Annotated in this window: 25 protein-coding genes and 1 other RNA gene; 8 read left to right on the top strand and 18 right to left on the bottom strand. The window is 60.4% G+C overall.

All coding sequences use genetic code 11. The annotated features are described in order from the left end of the window. Nucleotides 1-22: 22 nt before the first annotated feature. Nucleotides 23-874 carry a glycosyltransferase gene (locus EDE05_RS24535; RefSeq protein WP_245423021.1) on the top strand — a complete coding sequence of 284 codons (852 nt, stop codon included), beginning with the start codon at nucleotides 23-25 and terminating at the stop codon, nucleotides 872-874. Beyond that, nucleotides 871-1,758 (top strand): NAD(P)-dependent oxidoreductase, encoded by an 888-nt coding sequence (locus EDE05_RS24530; protein ID WP_105374778.1) that lies wholly within the window; start codon nucleotides 871-873, stop codon nucleotides 1,756-1,758. The genes EDE05_RS24535 and EDE05_RS24530 overlap by 4 nt, the downstream gene beginning before the upstream one ends. Here EDE05_RS24530 and EDE05_RS24525 read toward each other — a convergent pair. The 11 genes from EDE05_RS24525 to ruvC all read right to left on the bottom strand — a co-directional run bounded on the left by EDE05_RS24525 (nucleotide 1,721) and on the right by ruvC (nucleotide 7,448). Beyond that, nucleotides 1,721-2,107 carry a hypothetical protein gene (locus tag EDE05_RS24525; RefSeq protein ID WP_105374777.1) on the bottom strand — a complete coding sequence of 129 codons (387 nt, stop codon included), beginning with the start codon at nucleotides 2,105-2,107 and terminating at the stop codon, nucleotides 1,721-1,723. The two genes, EDE05_RS24530 and EDE05_RS24525, sit on opposite strands and share 38 nt — an antisense overlap. Beyond that, entirely contained in the window at nucleotides 2,100-2,321 is a 222-nt protein-coding gene (locus tag EDE05_RS24520) for a DUF2945 domain-containing protein (protein WP_105374776.1), read from the bottom strand. Before EDE05_RS24520 ends, EDE05_RS24525 begins: the two co-directional genes overlap by 8 nt. Nucleotides 2,322-2,376: 55 nt before the next feature. Continuing rightward, entirely contained in the window at nucleotides 2,377-2,835 is a 459-nt protein-coding gene (locus EDE05_RS24515) for an NUDIX hydrolase (RefSeq protein ID WP_105374790.1), read from the bottom strand. A 58-nt stretch (nucleotides 2,836-2,893) separates the two neighbouring features. Next, on the bottom strand, nucleotides 2,894-3,790 hold the full coding sequence (locus EDE05_RS24510; RefSeq protein WP_105374775.1) for a metallophosphoesterase: 897 nt from the start codon (nucleotides 3,788-3,790) through the stop codon (nucleotides 2,894-2,896). After that, nucleotides 3,791-4,831: a Holliday junction branch migration DNA helicase RuvB gene (gene ruvB / locus EDE05_RS24505; protein WP_105374774.1), complete on the bottom strand. Its 1,041-nt coding sequence runs from the start codon at nucleotides 4,829-4,831 to the stop codon at nucleotides 3,791-3,793. Then, entirely contained in the window at nucleotides 4,828-5,226 is a 399-nt protein-coding gene (locus EDE05_RS24500; protein ID WP_105374773.1) for a PIN domain-containing protein, read from the bottom strand. Before EDE05_RS24500 ends, ruvB begins: the two co-directional genes overlap by 4 nt. Then, complete coding sequence (locus EDE05_RS24495; RefSeq protein ID WP_105374772.1) at nucleotides 5,223-5,507, bottom strand: AbrB/MazE/SpoVT family DNA-binding domain-containing protein; 285 nt, start codon at nucleotides 5,505-5,507, stop codon at nucleotides 5,223-5,225. The genes EDE05_RS24500 and EDE05_RS24495 overlap by 4 nt, the downstream gene beginning before the upstream one ends. Before the next feature lie 62 nt (nucleotides 5,508-5,569). After that, nucleotides 5,570-6,187 carry a Holliday junction branch migration protein RuvA gene (gene ruvA / locus EDE05_RS24490; protein WP_105374771.1) on the bottom strand — a complete coding sequence of 206 codons (618 nt, stop codon included), beginning with the start codon at nucleotides 6,185-6,187 and terminating at the stop codon, nucleotides 5,570-5,572. Between the two features lie 25 nt (nucleotides 6,188-6,212). Then, nucleotides 6,213-6,629, bottom strand: coding sequence for a type II toxin-antitoxin system VapC family toxin (locus EDE05_RS24485; protein ID WP_112798877.1), 417 nt, complete (start codon nucleotides 6,627-6,629; stop codon nucleotides 6,213-6,215). 4 nt (nucleotides 6,630-6,633) lie between these two features. Further along, nucleotides 6,634-6,882 carry an AbrB/MazE/SpoVT family DNA-binding domain-containing protein gene (locus tag EDE05_RS24480; RefSeq protein WP_105374769.1) on the bottom strand — a complete coding sequence of 83 codons (249 nt, stop codon included), beginning with the start codon at nucleotides 6,880-6,882 and terminating at the stop codon, nucleotides 6,634-6,636. A 56-nt stretch (nucleotides 6,883-6,938) separates the two neighbouring features. Then, nucleotides 6,939-7,448: a crossover junction endodeoxyribonuclease RuvC gene (gene ruvC, locus EDE05_RS24475; protein ID WP_105374768.1), complete on the bottom strand. Its 510-nt coding sequence runs from the start codon at nucleotides 7,446-7,448 to the stop codon at nucleotides 6,939-6,941. A gap of 196 nt (nucleotides 7,449-7,644) precedes the next feature. On the opposite strand from ruvC, the gene EDE05_RS24470 reads away from it, so the two are divergent. Both EDE05_RS24470 and EDE05_RS24465 read left to right on the top strand, forming a co-directional pair. Beyond that, on the top strand, nucleotides 7,645-8,505 hold the full coding sequence (locus EDE05_RS24470) for a methyl-accepting chemotaxis protein (RefSeq protein WP_105374767.1): 861 nt from the start codon (nucleotides 7,645-7,647) through the stop codon (nucleotides 8,503-8,505). A 129-nt stretch (nucleotides 8,506-8,634) separates the two neighbouring features. After that, the gene (locus EDE05_RS24465) at nucleotides 8,635-9,636 is read left to right on the top strand and encodes an LLM class flavin-dependent oxidoreductase (RefSeq protein ID WP_105374766.1); all 1,002 of its coding nucleotides are present in this window, start codon (nucleotides 8,635-8,637) and stop codon (nucleotides 9,634-9,636) included. Nucleotides 9,637-9,680: 44 nt separating this feature from the next. On the opposite strand, the gene EDE05_RS24460 is transcribed toward EDE05_RS24465, so the two are convergent. Then, nucleotides 9,681-10,427, bottom strand: a complete 747-nt coding sequence (locus EDE05_RS24460; protein ID WP_105374765.1) for a YebC/PmpR family DNA-binding transcriptional regulator — start codon at nucleotides 10,425-10,427, stop codon at nucleotides 9,681-9,683. Nucleotides 10,428-10,595: 168 nt separating this feature from the next. Between EDE05_RS24460 and EDE05_RS24455 the strand changes: the two genes are divergently transcribed. After that, complete coding sequence (locus EDE05_RS24455) at nucleotides 10,596-11,108, top strand: pyridoxamine 5'-phosphate oxidase family protein (RefSeq protein ID WP_105374764.1); 513 nt, start codon at nucleotides 10,596-10,598, stop codon at nucleotides 11,106-11,108. Nucleotides 11,109-11,132: 24 nt separating this feature from the next. Here the strand turns inward: EDE05_RS24455 and EDE05_RS24450 are convergent, their stop codons facing one another. Further along, nucleotides 11,133-11,981, bottom strand: coding sequence for an MBL fold metallo-hydrolase (locus EDE05_RS24450; RefSeq protein ID WP_105374763.1), 849 nt, complete (start codon nucleotides 11,979-11,981; stop codon nucleotides 11,133-11,135). Nucleotides 11,982-12,182: 201 nt separating this feature from the next. Between EDE05_RS24450 and EDE05_RS24445 the strand changes: the two genes are divergently transcribed. The 3 genes from EDE05_RS24445 to EDE05_RS24435 all read left to right on the top strand — a co-directional run bounded on the left by EDE05_RS24445 (nucleotide 12,183) and on the right by EDE05_RS24435 (nucleotide 14,512). After that, nucleotides 12,183-12,914 (top strand): dienelactone hydrolase family protein, encoded by a 732-nt coding sequence (locus EDE05_RS24445; RefSeq protein WP_105374762.1) that lies wholly within the window; start codon nucleotides 12,183-12,185, stop codon nucleotides 12,912-12,914. 49 nt (nucleotides 12,915-12,963) lie between these two features. Beyond that, nucleotides 12,964-13,347 carry a YciI family protein gene (locus EDE05_RS24440; RefSeq protein WP_105374761.1) on the top strand — a complete coding sequence of 128 codons (384 nt, stop codon included), beginning with the start codon at nucleotides 12,964-12,966 and terminating at the stop codon, nucleotides 13,345-13,347. 307 nt (nucleotides 13,348-13,654) lie between these two features. After that, nucleotides 13,655-14,512, top strand: coding sequence for a transglutaminase-like domain-containing protein (locus EDE05_RS24435; protein ID WP_105374760.1), 858 nt, complete (start codon nucleotides 13,655-13,657; stop codon nucleotides 14,510-14,512). A 139-nt stretch (nucleotides 14,513-14,651) separates the two neighbouring features. On the opposite strand, the gene EDE05_RS24430 is transcribed toward EDE05_RS24435, so the two are convergent. The 5 genes from EDE05_RS24430 to EDE05_RS24410 all read right to left on the bottom strand — a co-directional run bounded on the left by EDE05_RS24430 (nucleotide 14,652) and on the right by EDE05_RS24410 (nucleotide 18,256). Then, nucleotides 14,652-15,476, bottom strand: a complete 825-nt coding sequence (locus EDE05_RS24430) for a YmdB family metallophosphoesterase (protein ID WP_105374759.1) — start codon at nucleotides 15,474-15,476, stop codon at nucleotides 14,652-14,654. 26 nt (nucleotides 15,477-15,502) lie between these two features. Then, a complete protein-coding gene (locus tag EDE05_RS24425; protein WP_105374758.1) occupies nucleotides 15,503-16,078 on the bottom strand; it encodes a 5-formyltetrahydrofolate cyclo-ligase in 576 nt (191 codons plus the stop codon). After that, on the bottom strand, nucleotides 16,078-17,364 hold the full coding sequence (locus EDE05_RS24420; protein ID WP_105374757.1) for a hemolysin family protein: 1,287 nt from the start codon (nucleotides 17,362-17,364) through the stop codon (nucleotides 16,078-16,080). The genes EDE05_RS24425 and EDE05_RS24420 overlap by 1 nt, the downstream gene beginning before the upstream one ends. Before the next feature lie 293 nt (nucleotides 17,365-17,657). Further along, a non-coding RNA gene (ssrS, locus tag EDE05_RS24415) (6S RNA) lies at nucleotides 17,658-17,816 on the bottom strand. Between the two features lie 62 nt (nucleotides 17,817-17,878). Further along, nucleotides 17,879-18,256, bottom strand: a complete 378-nt coding sequence (locus EDE05_RS24410) for a cell division protein ZapA (protein ID WP_132409307.1) — start codon at nucleotides 18,254-18,256, stop codon at nucleotides 17,879-17,881. Nucleotides 18,257-18,266 lie beyond the last annotated feature (10 nt).

The following is an 18,266-nucleotide window of genomic DNA, read 5'->3' as shown; positions in this document are numbered from 1 at the left end:
ATTCCTCGGGCTTGTCCCGAGCATGACGAAGGAGAGGGATCGCAACGGGGCACTACCCTTCATGACCAACGCTTTCGTCACCCTCGTCACCAATGCCGACTATGCCATGGGCGCCACTGCGCTGGCCCGCTCCATCCGCCGCACCGGCACGGGCGCCGATATCGTCATCCTCCATACCGGCGGCGTCGAGCGCCCCTCTCTCTCCCCGCTCGAAGCTCTGGGCTGCCGCCTTGTCGAAACCGACCACCTGCCGCTCTCGGACGCCTTCAACGAACGCCACGGCAAAGACAGGCTGCACGGATCAGCCCCCTTCACCAAGGGGCGCAAGCCGGACTTCCACACGCCGCTCGACAATTTCTGCAAGCTCCGGCTCTGGCAGCTCGTCGAGTATGACAAGGTGGTCTTCATCGACGCCGACGCGCTGGTGCTGAAACCCATCGACAAACTGTTCGCCTACCCGGAATTTTCCGCCGCTCCGAATGTCTACGAAAGCCTCGCCGACTTTCACCGGCTGAATTCCGGCGTCTTCGTCGCAAAACCTTCGGCGGACACATTTGCCGAAATGCTGGCGGCACTCGACCAGCCGGACGCCTTCTGGCGGCGCACCGACCAGACCTTTTTGGAAACGTTCTTTCCCGACTGGCACGGCCTGCCGGTCTTCATGAACATGCTGCAATATGTGTGGTTTAACATGCCGGCCCTCTGGGATTGGCAGAGCATTGCCGTCCTCCACTACCAATATGAAAAGCCCTGGGAAAAGCACCATCCGAAAGCCGACCGGCTGGGCCCCCTGATCGACCTCTGGCATGCCTTTTACGAAGACCGCGACTTGCCAGATCTCGGCTCGCTGCCGAAACCGGGAGGGGCGGCATGAAGGTCTTGGTCTCGGGAGGAACAGGCCTGGTTGGTCGCCATGTCGTCGAGGGATTGCTTGGCGCCGGATATAAGGTGATCGTCGGTGGCCGCGTACCGCCCGATCCGGAAGCCTTTTCGAAACCGGTCGGCTTCGTGCCGCTTTTCCTTGAACCGGACCTCGACCAGACCGAAGCCTTCGATGACGCCTATTTTTTCGTTCACGCGGCGTTTGATCATGTCCCGGGAAAATACCGCGGCGGCGAAGGAGGCGATCCCGTCCAATTCCGCCGGCTGAACCTCGACGGCAGCGTCAAGCTCTTCGAAACGGCACGCCGGGCCGGTACGCGGCGCGCCGTCTTTCTCTCCAGCCGCGCCGTCTATGACGGCCTGCCCTCCGGCACGGAACTCACCGAAAACCTCCTGCTGCAGCCGGACAGTCTTTACGGTGAAATAAAGCTTGACGGCGAACGGGCGCTGTCGGCTCTTTCCCAACCGGGCTTTACGACCGCAAGCCTGAGGCTGACCGGCGTTTACGGCAATCGGCAACCGAACAAATGGGACCCGCTGATTGCGGACTATCTCGCTGGTCGACCCGTCCCGTCCCGCGCTGGAACGGAGGTTCACGGCCGCGATGTGGCCGCGGCGGTGCGCCTGATGCTGGAAACCGAAGCGGGCGTGATCGACGGGCAGGTCTTCAACGTTTCCGACATCCTCACCGATACTCGTGAAATCCTCGGCTGCCTGCCGCACCGTCCTCATCCACTCCCGCCGCCTGGCGATCGCGCGGCGGTCAACGTGATGTCCACTGCCAGGATCAATGCACTGGGCTGGGAGCCGGGCGGGCTGGCACTTCTGCGGGAGACCGTCAGGGATTTGGCGAATTCTCCTGGTGCCGCGGCCTGAAGCGCCGCATCTTCGCCTCCTCTTTGGCTTTATCCAGCGCCTTCTTGTGCTGCTCCGCCCATTTCGCTCCGGCGTCACCGCCCCAGAGCAGCCAGGCTATGTAGCCAGTCGAGGCGTTTTCCTCGTCGCCGAAATTGTCGGCTCGTTTTTCGGTCCGATGCCGGGAAAAATAGCTGACCATTTTGCGGATGGTCTGCTCCGAAACCGGTTTCCGGTTTTTCAGATCCTTGGCACGTGCGATACCGGCAGTCGTTCCGCCGCGCCGATACTGCGCCCGCAATTTCAGGCCCTTCTCGGCGGCAGCCGCGACCTCCACCGGGGGGATACGATCGGGACGTTCCTCAGCCATGGCTCTTCCCCAGCTCGGACTGGCTTTTCAGCACACGATCACCGCTTTTCCGCTCGATTAGAAAGACAGGCTCCTTTTTGTCCCCTTTTCTCTTGACCGTCTTGCCTTTGATCTTCCGCTCGACGTCCTCGGTAAACTTCTCGGTTACTTTGCCTTCGGCTTCACCGCGGCCCCATTTCCATTTCACTTCATGTCCGACGCTGATGTCTTGCATGGCCTTCTCCTTCTTGCGCAGAAGAACGGGCTGCCGTGCTCAGATGTTCCAGAGATTACGGCTTAAGATCGAGATCACTATCGCGCCAGACCAGATGGCGAGGGCTCTCCGGCAGTCGCTCTATCTCTTCCGCGACGAAATAGGGCAGGATGTCGAGTGCTCTCAACGCTGCCGTGGTCGCCGGCACCCACTTGAACTCCAACTCGTGCCCGTCAATGACCCGATGGACGATGTCGCGCGGATGGAATGGAAACGAGGGCGGTAGCTCCATCAGGTAATAAAGCCCTAATTCGTGGCAGTCCCTGATTTCGTAGTGAAAGAAATTCTCGACCGCCCAGAGAAGGCGTCCAACCGTGACAGTAACCCCGAGTTCCTCGATCATTTCCCGTTTGAGGGTCTCTTCCGAAGTCTCTCCGATTTCGGCGCGTCCGCCGGGTAAGGTCCAGAAGGTTTCATGGACAGCGCGATGCACCAGGACATGGCCATCGCGAAAGCAAAGTCCGGCAACGCGCATCTGGAAAACACGACGAGCATCCGTTTCGATGCGAATGAGGATCCTGTCCTTCACGCTATCACCCGAGCTCAATGACGACGATTTCCGGCGGGGCGCCGACGCGGATCGGCAGGCCGGAACAGCCAAGCCCACCGGAGATGATGATATTGCGGCGCCCCTCCTGCACATGGCCGTAAACATACCGATCGCCAAAACGCGACGGCACGACCGGCGCATAGCCGAACAACCGCACCTGGCCACCATGGGTGTGGCCGGAAAGGGTGAGAGCGACGCGTTCCGGCACCATCGGGAAGATATCCGGCTCGTGCGCCATGAGGATGATCGGCGCGTCGTCACTCACCTGGGCGAGCGTGCCGGCAAGATCATGTTTGCCCTGCCCCCAGCGGCCGATCTTTCGGTCCGGCAGAAGACCGATCTGATCCTCGAGGCCTGCCAGCCAGAAAGCTCTGCCGTCCTTTTCGAGCCGAACCGAACGATTGCTGTAAACGGGAATGCCCACCCCCTCCAAGGCTCGGCGGGCGAAGGGAATGCCGCCGCCATTCGCCTGGACTTCCGGATCTTCCCACCAGTCGTGGTTGCCAAGCACCGCATGCACGCCGAGCGGCGCCTGCAGGATCGATAGCGCCTTGGCCCAGAGGTCGGGGCTCACTCGGTCCAGCACGAGGCGCATGCCGGAGACATAGTCGCCGAGCAACAGGATCACGTCCGGCTGAAGCGCATTCGCCTGCCGGCAGATGGCGGCGATCCGCTCGGCAGTCATCCAGGGCTGGCACGCATGGAAATCCGCCAGGGCCACCACGCGCAGTTTCAGGCCGGGCGTCCATTCAGGCGGCGTTAGCGCATAATAGGTGGCCCGCAGGCGGACCAGCGGCTCCGCCACGGCATAACCACCAAACGCCACCATCGCCGCGAAGCTGGCGCCCAGCGTCTTGAAGAAGCCGCGGCGAGTAATCACTCAGTCATCCTCGAGATTCATCCTGAACTGCGCCGCTTCGAGATCCTTGGGCGGCTGAAGTCCCAGATGTTTCCACGCCGTTGCGGTCAAAACACGGCCGCGCGGGGTGCGCTGGATAAAACCCTGCTGGATCATATAGGGCTCGATGATATCCTCAATCGCGTCTCGGGGCTCGGAAAGCCCAGCCGCAATCGTCTCAATGCCGACAGGCCCGCCGCCGAAATTCACCGCGATCATGTTGAGGTAACGCTTGTCGAGCTGGTCGAGGCCCATATTGTCGACCAGAAGCCGCGTCAGCGCCTCGTCGGCAATCTCGCGGGTCACGGCTTCGGCCTTCGCCACTTCAGCAAAATCGCGCACCCGCCGCAACAGCCGGCCGGCGATGCGGGGCGTACCACGGGCACGGCGGGCGATTTCGCGCGCACCGTCATCGGTCATCGGCAGGTTCATCAGCCGCGCGCCGCGCCTGACGATCAGTTCCAGTTCCTCGACCGTGTAGAACGCCAGCCGTACCGGAATGCCGAAGCGGTCGCGGAGCGGTGTCGTCAGAAGACCGAGACGGGTGGTGGCTGCGACCAGCGTAAATTTCGACAGGTCGATCTTTACTGAGCGGGCGGCCGGTCCTTCGCCGATGATGAGGTCGAGCTGGAAATCCTCCATAGCGGGATAGAGGATTTCCTCGACCGCCGGATTGAGCCGGTGAATTTCGTCGATGAACAGCACGTCGCGCTCTTCGAGATTGGTCAGCAGTGCTGCAAGATCTCCCGCCTTGGCGATGACGGGGCCGGATGTGGAGCGGAAGTTCACACCAAGTTCTTTCGCCATGATCTGGGCGAGCGTTGTTTTGCCGAGGCCCGGCGGACCGACGAAGAGAACGTGGTCGAGCGCCTCGCCGCGATTCCTGGCCGCTTCGATGAAGACTTTGAGGTTGGCGCGCGCCTCCGCCTGGCCGGTAAACTCGTCCAGCGACTGCGGACGCAGTGTCGTATCCAGGTCTTCGCCCCGCTTTTCCGGCGTTATCAGGCGGGCAGGTTCGGTCATGCGAGAAGTTCCATTCCGGGTACGGCCTGAGCAGCCTTACGGTCAAAGGTGATGACTTTGCGGCAACCGACCCTGCCGGCGCTCCAAGCCACAAGATAGTCGGCGACGTCCCCAGCGGGAAATGTTGAACCGGCAAGAAGCAGTTCCAGTTCTTCCGTGTGCTCGATGACTATCTCCGAAGACGCGATGAGGAGGCGAAGCATATCGACGATCTGGGCTTTTGAATAATTCAGCCGTTGCCGCAGAAACCAGATGACTTCAGCCAGCACCACCGCGCTGACATAAGCAGGATCTTCCGCTGTGCGTTCCGTCATGAATTGACGTGCTTTTTCACCCTGCTCCGGATCATCGTGAACGAGAAATCGCAACAGGACATTCGTGTCAATTCCGATCATTTCTGACCTTCTTGCCACTCGCGACGGATGCGTTCGTCATCTTCGGCTACGGCTGCCATGATGGCCTCATCGATCTCCTCGATCGTGAAACCCTTGCCATTAGGGGGATTTCCCAAAATGCCGGCCAGATCCGCAAGCTTTTTGTTCTTCGGGATTGCTACGACCTCACCATTGCGGACAGTGACATAGAAGCGGGTACCGGGCGTGAGCTTCAACTGCTCGCGCACATCCTTCGGAATGGTCAATTGTCCCTTGGATGTCATGGTCGTAAGCGCGCCCATTTTTCTTACCTTTCTTGCCATTTCTTACCAAACTATATCAGTAAGAAATTGCTCATCCAACACTACCGTGCCAATTCCTTCAGCCCCAATCTAATGAGTTTGGCGCTGTCTGCCCCTTCGCCGCCGTTCTTGAGAGCCGCCGCCACCGCGTTCGCAGCCTGGTCGCGGGAATAACCGAGATTGGTCAGGGCCGAAACTGCGTCAGCCACGGGAGCAGAAGCCACGCCCTCGCCGATCTCCTGCTTGAGGCCGATATTGCCGGAAGCCTCGCCGGCAAAAGCCGGAGCCTTGTTCTTCAATTCGGTCACGATGCGCATTGCCACCTTCGGGCCGACCCCCGGAGCGCGCGAAACGGTTGTCCTGTCCTGCAGCGCGATCGCGTTGGCGAGTTCGGATGGCGTCAAAACGGAAAGTACGGCAAGCGCCACCTTGGCGCCGACACCCTGCACGCTCTGCAGCAGGTTGAACCATTCCCGCTCCAGCGCCGTCAGGAAACCGAAGAGCTTGAACTGGTCCTCGCGCACATAGGTCTCGATGAACAGCACCACCGCCTCGCCGACCGAACCCATCTTCGACAGCACCCGCGACGAACAGAAGACCTCGTAGCAGACGCCATGCACGTCGACGAGCACGTAGTCGTCGCCGATTTCGTCGATGGTGCCTTTAAGCTTGCCGATCATGGAAGAAGTCCGCCAACGATTAAGGTTACAAGGGATGAGTTTCGGGAGAGATGATGGAGATCAGTGGGAAATAGGTCCGGTATTTGGCAACATCCCGGCTGAGCAGCCGATAGCCTCTGACCACTGCGTGGGCACCGATATAGAAATCGGGAAGTGGCGAACGTTTGTCCCCGCCAGCGCGGCGATATTGCAGAAAGGCGTGGCCGGCTGCATACGCCGCTTCCCAAGGAAGATCCTCCCGCCGGAAGAGACTGGGCGCAAGCGCCGCTTCCAGTTCCTCGCTCGTCGCGTAGCCGGCGGCCATTTCCGCATAAATCAAAGGATTTATCAGCAAGAGCCCCTTGGCCCGGGCCGCCGCCAACTGTTCGGTCGACCATTCGGTAAAGGCAGTCCGGGTATGGAACACGTCGATGAGGATGTTCGTATCGACAAGAGTTGCCATGGGGTCAGTCTCTCAGCAGCCGATAGAATTCCTCGCCGCTCATATCGCCAAGAGACATGGAACCCTGATGCCGCCTCAGATGAGCAACAAGCTCGCGTATATCGCGCTCGACTTCCTCCCTTGACGGCTCGACGCGCCGAAGTACGGCCTCCCCCTCGCGAAGAACAAACTCCACCTCGCTGCCCGCCTCGATCCCCAGGTTGGAGCGGACATTCTTCGGGATCGTAACCTGGCCTTTTTCAGTGACGCGCATGGTAATACCTCTGCGGTATTACTTATCCGCGAAACAAGAACAAGTCAAGAACAAACTTACCCGGCAAGCGCGGCGCGCATGCGGTGGCCGCCGCGGTTGTGGGCATGGCAGATGGCGATCGCCAAGGCGTCGGCGGCGTCATTGCCCTTGAATTCGGCCTTGGGCATCAGGATCTTCAACATCATGTGGATCTGCTGCTTTTCGCCGTGGCCAACCCCGATGACGGACTTCTTGACGGCATTTGGCGCATATTCGGCGACCGGCAGGCCGGCCCGCGCCGGCACCAGCATCACGACACCCCTCGCCTGCCCCAGTTTCAGGGTCGCCACCGCATCCTTGTTGACAAAAGTCTGCTCGACCGCCGCCTCATCTGGCTTGTAGGCATGCACCACTTCGGCCAGCCCGTCATGCAGCTGGCAGAGGCGGGATGCGAGATCCATGTCTCCGTCAGACGTGACCGTGCCTGAAGCGACGAAGCGCAGGCTGTTTCCCAGCGTTTCGATAATGCCCCAACCGGTTCGGCGAAGTCCCGGATCGATGCCGATGATGCGAATCGTTTGTGTCATCCGGCTACACTACCGCCTTGCCGCAGAAGGCGCCATGTCGACCCCAGATGGTCCGGCGATGCCCTCCGTTGATGCCCTGTCGTCGTTAACCATATCGAAAAGCTTTTGGGCAGAACCGCTCCAAATTGGGCAACCGACTTTCTTTCACCGCGTTGCTTGGTCAGAAAGGGGGGCCGAAGCATAAGGAGCCGCCCGAATGATACGGGATCGAGATCGGAATGAACTGGAACTGCAGCAGATGCGCGTCGTCGTCAACGCGCTGGACGGCGGCCTGAGACGCTTTGCCGCCGGCGACCTGGGCACAACGCTGGATACTCTTTTTCCCGCTCAATGGGAGGGAATGCGCCGGGACTTCAATCGCGGTCTGAATACCTTGAACGGCACGATGGACTCGGTCGTCGGCAATGCCCGCCTTCTCCGTGAGGAATCCGATTCGCTGCGAAAAGGGGTTAAGCAGGCCGCCGAAACCGACGCGGAGCATACCCGCCAACTGTCCAGGACGCTCGCCGACGTCGGCAGCCTCACTCAGCGTCTTCGTGAACAGAAGATTCGCGCGCAACACGCAGCAGCGATCGCCCAGAACGCCCAAGTCGACATCCGCAGACCTAAGGAAGCGGTGGAAACCGCACTGAAGCTCATCGCGGAAATGGATGAAAATCAAGCCGGTCCTATGTCCGTCGAAAGCAGGGAAGCGCTGTCTTCGGCAACACAACAGATCGGCCGGGAACTGGACGCCCTTTGCCTCTACCTGGACGCCCTGACCGACCATCTCGGTACGCTGTCGGAGACGGCACAAGGCCAGGCTGATGCCGCCTCCTCCATCTACGATGACCTGAACGAGACCGCAAAATCGCGACGCAGCGTGGGCCTGAAGGCCGACATGGCGACGCTGACACTTGACCGAGTTGACCGGCAAATCGCCGAGATCGATCAGAAGGCCAGCCGTTTTGCCCGCGTCACGGTCATTGTCCAGCCGCCGCACGATCCCGATCCGCATGGTTCCGGCCCGCACGGTTCAGGTCCGCGGGGCCTTCATCTGAGGCTCGTCAAATCGTAATCCCGAGGGGCCGCTGACGCGGCCCTTTTTTCTTGCTTCCATTTTCGATCGGCGGGGTCGTATTCCCGCATCGGGCTGCCTAGATAAGTCGAGCCTATTGTCACTTATCCCGCCTCCCAGGACGTGCCGATGATTCCCTTTTCCATTCTAGATCTTTCACCGATTGGTGAAGGTTATTCCGTGCGTGACGCGCTTGAGCAGTCCCGCCGCCTGGCGATCAAAGCGGAGGAACAAGGCTACAAGCGGGTCTGGCTTGCCGAGCACCACGGCATGCCGGGCATTGCAAGTGCTGCCACCTCTCTGGTGATTTCGCATGTCGGCGCGGCGACGAAAACCATCCGTGTCGGTTCAGGCGGCATCATGCTGCCCAACCACTCGCCGCTCGTCATCGCCGAACAGTTCGGAACGCTGGAGGCCCTGCTGCCCGGCCGTGTCGACTTGGGTCTTGGTCGCGCCCCAGGTACCGATATGCGCACGGCAAGCGCCCTTCGCCGCAATCTCGACGCAGGCGCGGAAAACTTCCCGCACGACATCCTCGAACTGCAGCGGTTGCTCGGCGCGCCTGAAGATGACCAGGCGTTGCTTGCCGTTCCAGGCATGGATGCGCATGTGCCGATCTGGTTGCTGGGCTCCAGTCTTTACAGCGCGCATCTCGCCGCCGCTCTCGGCCTGCCCTATGCGTTCGCCTCGCATTTCGCGCCGGACATGCTCTTGGATGCAATTGCCATCTATCGTGAGCGCTTCCAGCCCTCGGCCCAACTCGACAAGCCCTATGTCATGGTCGGCGTCATGGGCGTCGCGGCGGAGACGGACGAGGAGGCCGAACGGCTCTTTACATCGTCACAACAGCAGTTCGTAAACCTGCGCAAGAATGTTCGCACCCGTTTCCCCAAGCCCGTCGACAGCATGGAGGGCATCTGGACGCCGATGGAGAAGATGAGCGTCGAGCATACGCTTCGTTATGCCGCAGTCGGTTCCGTGCCGACGATTACGGCGAAGCTGAAGGGTTTCCTCGAAGAGACGCAAGCCGACGAACTGATCATCTCCATGCCGATCCACGACGTCGAGGCCCGGCTCCGCTCGGTTGAACTGTTCGCGAGCCTGCCGATGATGGAAAAAGTCGGGGCCTGAACGAAAAAGGGCCGGTCAAAGCCGGCCCTGAATTCATCGGTGGATCAAGCAGACAGTTTGGCCATGACCTCGTCGGAAACCTCGAAATTCGAATAGACGCTCTGTACGTCGTCATCGTCTTCCAGGTTGTCGATCAGCTTCAGCAGCGACTGCGCCTTCTCCTCGTCCACCTCGATCGTGTTCTGCGGCCGCCAGATCACCTTGACCGTCTCGGCTTGGCCGAGTGTCGCTTCGAGTGCCTTCGACACTTCGCCGAGGCTTTCGAAAGCGCAGATGATCGTGTGGCCCTCCTCGTCAGAGGTTACGTCGTCGGCGCCTGCTTCGATCGCCGCTTCCATCACCTTGTCGGCGTCACCGACGCTCGCCTTGTAGGTGATCTCGCCCACATGGTCGAAGGAGAACGAAACCGAACCGGTTTCGCCAAGTGCACCGCCGGCCTTGGTAAAGATCGAGCGGACGTTGGAGGCGGTGCGATTGCGGTTGTCGGTCAGCGCCTCGACGATGACGGCCGTACCGCCCGGACCGTAACCCTCGTAGCGGACGGAATCGTAGTTTTCCGCGTCCGCACCGGATGCCTTCTTGATGGCGCGGTCGATATTGTCCTTCGGCATCGACTGCGCCTTGGCGTTCTGGATCGCCAGACGCAGCGCAGCATTCATCGCCGGGTCGGGCAGACCTGCCTTCGCCGCAACCGTGATTTCGCGGGCGAGCTTGGAGAACATCTTCGAGCGGATCGAGTCCTGCTTGCCCTTGCGGTGCATGATGTTTTTGAACTGTGAATGGCCAGCCATGGCACCCCTGACACTTTAGCTTGTTTGGAATGGCGCCTTATAATTTCGAAGCCTTGGCCGTTCAAGGCATTTTGCGGCGGATCAGAAGGCTTTTCGCGCTGCTGGATGCCGGAACAAAGCCAAAAGCTCGTCGTTTTGTCACCTTGGCAGACAACAAGGAGACACTCGATGGCCAGCCTTACCGAAGCCCGCGAAGCGCCGGAACGTCAGCTCTGGGACGAGATCAGCAATATCCATGCCGGCATGCTCGGCATCGAAGGTTCGCATATGCATTTCCAGCCGATGGCGCCGAATGTCGACCGCAAGACCAACACGATCTGGTTCTTCACCAAGACCGACACGCATCTGGCCCGAGCGGTCCGCGCAGGCTCCAAGGCGCATTTCTGCGTCGTCGGCAAGGATCACGACTACCACGCCTGCCTCATGGGCACCCTCGAAATCCGAAAGGACCCCGCCAAGATCGATGAATACTGGAGCGCCGTCACAGCGGCCTGGTACGAGAACGGCAAGGACGATCCGATGTTGACCATGCTCGCCCTGCGGGTCGAGGATGCGGAAATCTGGGCATCGACCGACAGTTCGCTGAAATTCGGCTGGGAGATCGCCAAGGCCAACCTCCAGGACGAGAAGATGCCCGAGGTCGGCGTCAAGCAGCACCTCGCCTTCCCGCAGTTCCACTGAGCTGCCGAATACGCCTGCAGGGGCTCAAAGCCCCTGCGGCACCATGATCGTCGGCTTCTTCGGCAGACTGCGCATCGAGACCTTGAGGGTTTTTTCTCTCGCATAGGCGATATCGAACCGACCGTCGAACATGGCGAGGAAATTGTCGAGCGGCGGCCCCCAGCGATGCATCGGCAGGATCAGCGACGAGCGCAGCCGCTGCACGACACGGCTCATGCTGTCCGCCCCCATGGTCAAGCCGCCATCGACCGGCACCATCAGGATATCCAGTCTGCCGATCTCGGTATATTGGGCCTCGGTCAGTTCGAAATGCAGATGGCCGAGATGACCGATGCAAAGACCGGCGATTTCGAAGATGAAGATCGAATTGGCGTTTTCCTCGACGCCGCCTCCCCAGGAGCGGATGTCGGAAACGACATTGCGGATATAGGCATCTCCCACCATCAGCCGATGCTCGGCCTTCTCACCCGGAACGTCGCTCCAGCCATGCAGGACATGCGGGATCTGCGGGTCCGGCTGGAGGGAATAATGAGTGGAATGGGCCTTGTTCATTGTTACCACGTCCGGCAGCCGCGTCGGCTGGTAGACGCCGCTGTAGTCCGTGGCGATGCCTATGCCTTCAGGCGTTTCGATGAAATAGGTGGAATGGCCGACGAAGGTGATCTCAACCTCCTCCCTTTCCGAAAGGGCAAGGTTCTTCTGTACTTGGGCGAGTTGCATGTTAGTGGGCTTGAAACTCGCAAACATGACGCCGGGAAGCTTTTGAGCTATCGCCTGGCACTGGCTGACGGGCAGTCCGCCGTCCTGCGCCGGCGCGGCGAAGGCCCAAAGGAAAAAACCGGCTAGGCCGAATGCGAGAGCCCGTAGCATCATGCCACTCCCAAGGACTGCGTTCCTGTTCATTCCCGCGCGAAAGATGCGGCAATGCTGAAGGCCGGTCCAGACCGAAGTATCCCGCAACGTCTCACAATTCTGTCATTGGTGCGGCACCTGGAATTGACTATTGACAAGCCGAACCACGCCGGATGTAGCTCGCCCGGCGCTTGAACCATCACGTCTTGAGTGGAGCCTCTGATGAAGCATGACATTGAGATCAGGACTGCCGATGGCGTTGCCAAGGCCACGGTCATCAGGGCCCACGGCAGCAGCCGGACGGACAAGGGCATCATCATCTACATGGACGCCTTCGGTCCGCGCCAGGCCCTTTACGATATGGGCCAGAGGATCGCCGATGCGGGCTACATCGTGCTCGTACCCGATCTCTATTATCGATCGGGCCCCTACGAACCGTTCGACGCAAAGACTGCGTTCAGCGAGGAGGGGTCCAAAACGAAGATCCGCTCCATGATGCAGGCGACCAGCCAGGAACTCACCGCCCGTGACGGCGCGGCCTTCATCGAGGCGCTCGAAGCAGAAGGCGTCACAGGCCCGATCGGCGTCGTCGGCTATTGCATGGGCGGCGCCCGCGCTCTGACCGCCGCGGCCCTATATCCCGACCGCATCAAGGCGGCAGCCAGCTTCCATGGCGGCAATCTTGCCAGCGACGCGGAAGACAGTCCGCACCGGCTGGCCGAGAAGATCAAGGCACGCGTCTATGTAGGCATGGCGGGTGTCGACAACAGCTTCCCGCCCGAACAGTCCGCCCGCCTTGCCGAGGCGCTACGCATCGGCGGCGTTGACTACGCGATCGAAAACTATGCGGGGATGGCGCATGGCTGGACCGTCCCCGACCACAATGTTTATGACAGAGCCGGCTCCGAACGGCATTTCAGGCGCCTGCTGACGCTGCTTGAGGAAGCGCTATAAATCTCAAACAGATTGCCGGACCGACGGGACACGAGGGAGGAAGAATTCCATGTATTATGCCATTCTCGCCTATCACGAAGAAGGCGTGGTCTCATCCTGGAGCAAGGAGGAGGACGACGCGCTGATGACGGAGCTGCTGCGGATCAACGATCGCCTCGTTCGCGAGAAGCATCTCGGACCCGCCGCAAGACTCGGCCCCACGCAGGGCGCCGTGACTTTAAGAGGGCCGGGCGACGGCCTGGTCATCGACGGTCCTTTCGCCGAAACCAAGGAGCAGTTGCTTGGCCTTTATGTCGTTGACTTCCCCACGCTGGACGACGCCGTCGCCGCCGCCCGCGAACTGCGACGCGCCAATCCGACAGCCGTATATGAAATACGCCCGATTATGCTCTATCTTCCAGGTGCGCCGCTGGAGACCGGGGACGAAAGTTAAGGGCGCTTTCCGAAGTCACGAAAGGAAAAGAGGCGGCGGCTCGGACCGCCCCTCACAGAAATATGGAATTCAAGCGGATGTCGATACCGAGTCCGCTTGCGGCGCGGCTGTCTCAGGTGGGGCATCTTCCGAATTATCTTCGTGACACATTCCGCTCACTGTCACGGGATATCCATCCTAGCGACGCCGCAGAACCCAATCGCGAAACAGTCGCTTTAGGCGGGATTTGCGACCAGCGCCTGATTGACAATTTTTGAAAATTTGCCCTCCTTGTCGTGTCTCAATCCTCAACTGGAAAGGGACGACAATGCGCAAAACCTTCTATGCTTCCCATAGCATCTATTCCGAACCCGGGCCCTATCGCGAAACGTTGATGCGCGGTGGTAGTGAACCGGATTTAATTGCCCGTTGGATTGGCTCATTCATGCAGCATCCTCGCGGGGCCGAATCCGAAGAACGAGGCTTCACACCTGAACAGGCCGCCGATCTGGAGCTTCGTTCCGTGGCAGAGATTCTGTCTGTTGCTGTAGAACGCGACGTCCTCGAAAGCGATTCCCGGCTCAAGGTTGGCGGTGTATGTCGGGATTTTGCTCTTCTGGCTGTCAGCAGATTTCGTGAGTGCGGCACTCCAGCTCGCCTCCGTGTCGGGTTCGCGGATTATCTGGTTCAAGACCATTGGGAGGATCATTGGCTTTGCGAGTGGCATGACGGCGAGCGTTGGAAAAGGCTTGATGTGGAGTTTGCAGCTATAGGAGGAGTTTCTTTCGATCCTCTGGATGTGCCACGCGAGCGGTTTCTGACGGCAAGCGAGGCATGGTTTCGGGTCAAAGACGAGCCGGAGATCGCCTCGCGATTTGGCGTGTCGAGCCTCGGCCTTGGCGGAGGATGGTTCGTCGTGGGAAGCCTGCTTCGAGAAATCGCAGCCCTGCGTAAACTGGAACTGAAACCGTGGGATTACTGGGGTCTATCAAAGGACCTCTCCCCCGTTTCAACCGAATTGTCGCATCAGGCAAGGACGATGCTAGATCATCTCGCTTCACGGCTCGAGACCGCCACTGTTGATGGGGAGGACGAGCCGGAAGCCATCGCGGATTGGCCTTTACCAGAGCAGGTTGTCAGCTTCCCACACGGCCAGCCTATGGCCGTCAGGTTGCGCAACTCCTAACTTCTCCGACAAAAACGGGGTGGCTGATCCTTTCGGAAAATCCTGTCGCGAAAGTCAAAGTTTCGCGACAGAGATTTTGAAAGCATTCCCACATTCAGGTCGGGGGCTGGGCCTTAGACCATCCCTCAATTACAGCCCTTTAATTCCAGAAAGACGGAACCGTCTCGGCCAGCCGCGGGCCGATCCGCAAGGGCGCGATCCTTTCGGCAAGACCGGTGGAATCGGAGATGTCGATGCCGAGGCCGCAGATCGTGGCCGGCCCGGTTGCCGCCTCGAACCGGCCTTTCGGCATCTTCGAGATGAAGCGGTTGAGCGGTTCCTCCTTGTCCATGCCAAGCGAGGAGTCGTAGTCCCCGCACATGCCGGCATCCGACATGTAGCCCGTGCCGCCGTTCAGGATCTGGCAGTCGGCCGTCGGGACATGCGTATGCGTACCCACGACAAGGCTGGCGCGGCCATCGACGAAATGGCCGAAACACTGTTTTTCGCTGGTCGCTTCCGCATGGAAATCGAAGACGATCGCGTCCGCCTGTTCCTTGAGGGGACAGGCGGCAAGAATAGCTTCGGCACTTTTGAACGGATCGTCGAGTTCCGGATGCATGAACACCCGACCCATGATGTTGGCGACGAGCACCCGAGCGCCGTTCCGGCCGTAATAAAGGCCGGAACCCCTGCCCGGCGTGCCGGCCGGATAGTTGGCGGGCCTGAGGAATTGGTCGTGACGGCCCGCAAAACCGACCGCGTCCTTCTGGTCCCAGACATGGTTGCCGGTCGTCACCACATCAGCGCCGGCATTGATCGTCTCGAGGAAGATATCTTCGGTGATGCCGAAGCCGCCGGCGGCATTCTCGCCGTTGACGATGACGAAGTCGAGCTTCAGGTCGGAGACGAGGCCGGGTAGCTTTTCCCAGACCGCCGTACGTCCGGTCTTGCCCACCATGTCACCGAGAAACAAAAGGCGCATTCTTGTCCAATCTCTGTCTGGCCTGCCTATCCGAAAGGCCGGTAGCCGCTCTCCGTCAGGATCGCGTGAAGTCTGATATCGTGAGTTTCAGCGGGAACAGATGCCACTTCCTGGCAGTCGAAGGCAACGCCGATCAGCGTCGGGTCCAGGCCTTTTTGCTGCAGCCGGTGAATGGCCCGATCGTAATAACCGCCGCCGTAGCCGATCCGGTGACCAACCACATCGAAGGCCGAGAGCGGCACCAGCATCATGTCGGGATCGAGTTCTTCCGCCTCCGGGCCCGGCCCGAAGGTTCCGAAAGTTCCAGCGACCAGCTCCGCGCCCTTGACGAGTTCGCGGAACACGATCGTCTGTTTGTCGAGGATGACCGGCACGCAAAGCCTGGCTCCCTTGTCCCTCAAAAGCGCCATGAGGGGCCGCAGGTCAACCTCGGATCGGATCGGCAGGAAACCCGATACGATGGCGCCAGGCTCCGGAGAGATGGCTGCCGCTCCGTGGGAGGCGATCGAAAGGCTTTTTTCGATGCGTTCCTCCGGCGGTACGGCATCCCGGGCCGCCAGCCGTTCGCTGCGCAGCAGCGCTTTCACTCGGCCGCTCGACATCACGCCTTTTCCAGCGCCCGGCTGACGAGCAGCTTGTCGATGCGACGGCCGTCGAGGTCTATCACCTCGAATGTCCAGCCATGGGTGGTGAAGCTCTCGCCCAGTTCCGGCAGGTGCTTCAGTTCATCGAGCACGAAACCGGCAACGGTCTCGTAACCGGGATCGTCTCCGATGGGCAGGCCCATCTGGTCGGCGAACTCGTCGACCGGCATCCAACCGGCAATAAGGAACGAGCCATCGTCGCGCGCAACGATCGCCGGCTCCTCCTTCTCGTCCTCCTGGAAGACACCCGTTATCGCCTCCAGGATGTCGCCGGAGGTGATGATACCTTCGAAATGGCCATACTCATCATAAACGAGCACCATATGCGCGGGCGCCCGCCGCAACGCCTGGATGACGTCCAGCGCTCCCGTGAGGTCGGAGACAACAGGAGCGTCCCGCATGATCGCCTTTACGTCGAACTGTTTGTCTCCAGCCATGAAGGCATAAAGGTCCTTGACGAAGAGGACGCCGAGAATCTCGTCGGAACTGCCGTTGCGCACGGGCAGACGTGAACGGGGGGTGGCGCGCAGCTGTGCGCGGATCTCGTTGAGGTCATCCTCGATATCGATCACCTCGACCTCGCGGCGCGGGGTCATGAGGCCGCGGGCGGTGCGGTCCGCAAGCCGCATCACGCCGGAGATCATGGCGGATTCCTCCGTCTCGATCACGCCGGCGCTCTGGGCTTCCGCAAGCACTGTGCGGATTTCCTCGTCGGTGACGCGGTCGCTGGATTCGCCCCTCTGGCCGAGCAGGCTCAGCAACAGGCGGCCGGATACATCGAGAAACCAGACGAGCGGCGCGCCGACTTTCGAAAGCAGCATCATGGCCGGCGCGACGCGTGCGGCAACGGTTTCCGGTGCACGTAAGGCGATCTGCTTCGGCACCAGTTCGCCGACGATCAGCGAGAGATAGGTGATGGCGACGACCACCGTGCCAACCCCGAGCCAGCCGGCAAGATTTTCGGTCAATCCTTGGCTTTGCAGCCAGATGGTGAAGCGCGCGCCAAGCGTGGCGCCGGAAAACGCACCCGACAGCACGCCGACAAGGGTAATGCCGATCTGGACCGTGGAGAGGAAGCGGCCAGGGTCTTCGGCGAGCTCGATCGCCTTCGCCGCTCCGCGATTGCCCGCCTCGGCCATCACCCTGAGGCGCACCGGGCGGGAGGAAACGACGGCGAGTTCCGACATTGCCAGGACACCGTTCAGAACGGTGAGTGCAATGACGATGAGGATTTCGGTTAACAAAGGGAGCTCATCAGCTAGGACACTATTCCTGCACGCAAAACAAAGAAGCCGTCTCGAGAACGGCCTCGCCAGAAGATGGCGCCGGAACGCCGCATCGGCAAAGTCTCGCGCACAGATCGGAAAACCGGAGCCCGGTTCTCGGAGCTATGCACCTTCGCTCGCACCGGGAAATCATAGGGTCCGGTTCGACCCTTTGCAATGGCTGGAACAAAATCAGCGGGATCGGCACCGCCGGAACGCTCAAACAGAGGCTCGGTATCGCGCCTGAAAAACCGAAAACAGCTTGGGAAAGAGTGCGATCCGCGGCAACCGATGGAGATTTACGATCCTGGGCGCCTACAAACGTAGGTGGGCACCGTGTGACCAAGCCCACGGGCCTGGTCAGGGACAGCTCCCTTTGGATCGAGTATGGCCCCAGGGATTGTGGTTCCTGTCGAGAGGCGCAGATCGCAGCCGCAATATAAGGCCTGACTTCACTCCGCGCCAGTGGCGTCCCGGAGCTTTTTATCGAATCTCAATTGACCGAGGCGGGCGCCCGTCCGTTCAGCTTGGCGGTAAGACTTTCCAGCCGCGTGGCGAGTTCGCCGAGCGCCGAGACGACGACCTGTTCGTTTTGGCGCTGATTTTCCAGAACGCCGTCGCTGTTCGTCTTGAGCGACGCGACCTCCGCTTCGAGGGCGGCGATGCGACGGTTCGTCTCGGACAATTCGTCCATGATCATGATTCCGGCCATGACCGTGATCCTGAGATCGCCGATTTCGCCGAACTGGCTCTTCAGATGCCCGACATAGCGGTCGAAACGCTCGGCGAGATCGGTCAGGTGGTCTTCCTGTCCTTCTTCGCAGGCCATGCGATAGGCCTTGCCGTCGATCGTTACCGTTACCTGGGCCATGGGCTTCCCT

The sequence above is a fragment of the Neorhizobium sp. R1-B genome, from assembly GCF_004368875.1.
In the GTDB taxonomy this organism is placed as follows: domain Bacteria; phylum Pseudomonadota; class Alphaproteobacteria; order Rhizobiales; family Rhizobiaceae; genus Neorhizobium; species Neorhizobium huautlense.
The sequence above is the reverse complement of the archived record's forward strand: the minus strand, read 5'-3'. Positions and strand labels throughout refer to the sequence as shown.